This is a genomic window from Moorena sp. SIO4E2 (genome assembly GCF_010671945.1).
Lineage (GTDB): Bacteria > Cyanobacteriota > Cyanobacteriia > Cyanobacteriales > Coleofasciculaceae > Moorena > Moorena producens.
In genome coordinates, this window is sequence record NZ_JAAHIE010000839.1 from 1 (window position 1) to 2,534 (window position 2,534).

Consider the following 2,534-nt stretch of genomic DNA (forward strand, 5'->3'; position numbering starts at 1 on the left):
CCCGGAGACAAAACCTTAGAATAGTGCAGCCTTAGTACAAAACCTTACTCCTATGATGCCTAACCTGCTGACCATAAAGGCTGCACTATTCTTTCGGTAACTTCTGACCCTCGTGAAATCCGAGTGACAGCCCTACCCCTACTTCAGAACTTAACAACCCTGGGGTAAAGCGGGGTCGAGTAGTGAAGCACTGCTAGTCTAAAGTGGTGTTAGTAACAGGCAATAGAATTCATGGGTACGAGAGGAAGATACGTCAGAATCATCGTCAGCAAGACGTAGTGAAATAAGGCTGAACCACTACGGACAAAATGTCAAAGGAGCATACAGGTTTATAAGGTTTCACATTCTTATAAAGATTTCCCTAAAGTTCCCGGTGAAAAGTATCACCCTAAAAGTTCAAAAGAATGGTTATCAGGAACGAAGTAACTTTTATATGTACTCTCAACACGGTCGGTTGTTGAGTAGGTAGTTAGCCGCAAGTCATATGAAAGAGGGATTGAGTCAGAAGCCAAAGCCTGGGGTAATACCCAGGATACGCACACAGACTCACGTTGTAGGAAAAAATATAGCTAGGAGTAGTAATGCATAAGTCCAAAACTCGGGGGTTCGCCCCACAGTCGGAATGGAATAGGGTTGATTGGCGCAGGCTAGAAAGAACCGTATTCAAGTTACAAAACCGGATATATCGAGCCTCTCAACGTGGCGATGTTCGCGTGGTTAGAAAACTCCAAAAAACCCTGATGAAATCCTGGTCAGCCAAAATGCTCGCAGTCAGGAAGGTGACCCAACAAAACAAAGGCAAGAAGACTGCCGGAATAGACGGGAAGAAAGCTTTAACCAGTAAGCAACGACTCGACTTAGTAGCCAGCCTAAAACTGTACAAGAAGCCCCAACCAACCCGCCGGGTCTGGATACCTAAACCTGGAAGAGATGAGAGACGGCCTCTAGGGATACCAACCATACATGACCGAGCACTACAGGCACTTGCCAAACAGGCATTAGAACCTGAATGGTCAGAAGTTACCGCAAGATAGTGGAGCCTTTATAGTTTTAAGGTTATGCAGAGAAGGTTTTAAGGCTTGTTAGTAAGGCTCCACTATCTAAGGTTTCGTCTCCGGGAAGCCAAATTTGAACCTAATTCATACGGGTTTAGACCGGGACGGTCATGTCACGATGCCATCGAAGCAATATTCAACAGCATCAAACAAAAGCCCAAATGGGTTTTAGATGCTGACATCGCCAAATGCTTTGAAAAAATCAATCATGATGCACTTCTAAGAAAATTAAATACTTACCCATCCCTGAGACGATTAATCAAGAACTGGTTAAAATCCGGGGTGATGGATAAGGGAACATTCTCCCAATCAAACGAGGGTACCCCTCAAGGCGGAATCATATCTCCGCTTTTAGCGAATATAGCCCTCCACGGAATGGAACAGAGAATTAAACAATATGCAAATTCTATGAAAGGAAATAAGACCAGAAATAGAGGAGCATTGAACTTAATTCGATACGCTGATGACTTTGTCATCATGCACAAAGACCGTTCAGTGATAGAAGAATGTCAAGAAATCATCAATGATTGGCTCAGTGATATTGGCCTGGAACTAAAACCAAACAAAACCAGAGTGACTCATACGACCATAGGATTTGACTTCCTTGGCTTCAACATCCGGCAATACACAGCCGGAAGAAATCACTCCAAACAAGGGTTTAAAACCATCATCAAACCATCAAGGAAGAGCGTAAAAGAGCACCTAGAGCAACTCTCGTCAGCAATTGACAATCACAAAGCCGCTCCTCAAGATGCCTTAATAAGGCACCTCAAACCTATCACAAGAGGATGGTGCAAATATCACAGCTCAGTCTGTAGCAAGGAAACCTACTCGAAGATAGACCACCTGCTCTGGAACAAACTTCAAAGATGGGGTTATAGGAGACATCCTAATAAATCAAAAACCTGGGTGAACAAAAAATATTGGGGAACTAAGGTTGAAAAACCAAAGAAACCATGGGAAGCCCCAAAAATAGATAACTGGGTATTCATGACCAACGAGGAGAATTACCTCCCCAAACACGCCAAGACCAAAATAGTCAGACACGTGAAGGTCAAAGAGACTCGGAGTCCATTCGATGGCGACCTAATTTATTGGAGTACCAGAATGCAGAAACACCCTGAAATGACCAGTCAAAAGGGAAGGCTTTTGAAAAGGCAAAAAGGGGTATGTACTCATTGTGGTCTCACCTTCGGCGTAGCCGACGCTTCGCGAACAGGGATGGAGATTCGATGGAAAAACACCACATAATACCACGCTCGCTCGGTGGAAATAACTCAGACAAAAATCTAGAGTTACTTCACCTACATTGCCACGATATAAAGCACGGAGAGAAAATCGACTCATCTGAGTTAGATGCCAATCCGTTCTAGAGGTACCAATGAAAATGGTTCCTATAATGAGGAGCCGTATGAGGGGAAACTCTCACGTACGGTTTTGAAGACGAGTCAGTGAGGCGACTCTCTGGCTTAGTTTAAC

Annotated in this window: 2 protein-coding genes and 1 pseudogene; all 3 read left to right on the plus strand. The window is 44.0% G+C overall.

The features are described 5' to 3' along the window. Positions 1–581: 581 nt before the first annotated feature. Positions 582–1,013: pseudogene (locus tag F6K37_RS37910) on the plus strand (reverse transcriptase N-terminal domain-containing protein); the annotation flags it as partial. A 66-nt stretch (positions 1,014–1,079) separates the two neighbouring features. Then, positions 1,080–2,306: a reverse transcriptase domain-containing protein gene (locus F6K37_RS37915; protein WP_287256204.1), complete on the plus strand. Its 1,227-nt coding sequence runs from the start codon at positions 1,080–1,082 to the stop codon at positions 2,304–2,306. Beyond that, positions 2,288–2,428 (plus strand): HNH endonuclease, encoded by a 141-nt coding sequence (locus F6K37_RS37920; protein WP_287256206.1) that lies wholly within the window; start codon positions 2,288–2,290, stop codon positions 2,426–2,428. Before F6K37_RS37915 ends, F6K37_RS37920 begins: the two co-directional genes overlap by 19 nt. The last annotated feature ends 106 nt before the right edge of the window (positions 2,429–2,534 follow it).